This is a genomic window from Salinisphaera sp. SWV1, from assembly GCF_052044155.1.
GTDB lineage: Bacteria > Pseudomonadota > Gammaproteobacteria > Nevskiales > Salinisphaeraceae > Salinisphaera.
Window position 1 is genome coordinate 1 of the sequence record NZ_JBQDYE010000190.1, and the last position, 512, is coordinate 512.

The window sequence follows — 512 nt, forward strand, 5'->3', positions numbered from 1 at the left end:
ATTTCACGCGCAACGGCGGCACGAAACGCAGCGGAGGTGCCGGAGCGTTCCCGCAATAATAACCGGAAGGCGTTAGGATTATTACCGATGAACTCCATAAATGTGGAGACCGAGGTGCGGATCACACTCCCGCCTTTGGCGATACGCTGACGCGCCTGGCGCATGAGTTGGCGTAGCATTAAACCGCTCTCATCAACCATGGTCAGACCCAGTTCGTCTACGTCGCGGAAATGCCGATAAAAAGAGGTGGGAGCAATGCCCGCTTCACGCGCCACTTCACGCAAACCCAGGCTGGCGAAGCTGCGTTCAGCACTTAATTGGCTAAATGCGGCTTCCACCAGCGAACGGCGGGTTTTTTCTTTTTGTTGCGCTCTTACGCCCATCACGATGTCTGAATCCTTGCCAAAAGTACTGCTGGCACTATACCAGAGAATGAACATACTGGATTGCTCCAGTATTGTGAATGAACGGTAACGCAATAAAACATATTTACTGCAATCCTTTGGCCGGAG

General features: G+C 52.3%; 1 protein-coding gene. It reads right to left on the reverse strand.

Annotation, left to right across the window (positions count from 1 at the left end; all coding sequences use genetic code 11):
- On the reverse strand, positions 1–386 hold a 386-nt coding region (gene fabR, locus ACS8YF_RS20190; protein ID WP_440851833.1), incomplete at its 3' end, for an HTH-type transcriptional repressor FabR.
- Positions 387–512: the final 126 nt, after the last annotated feature.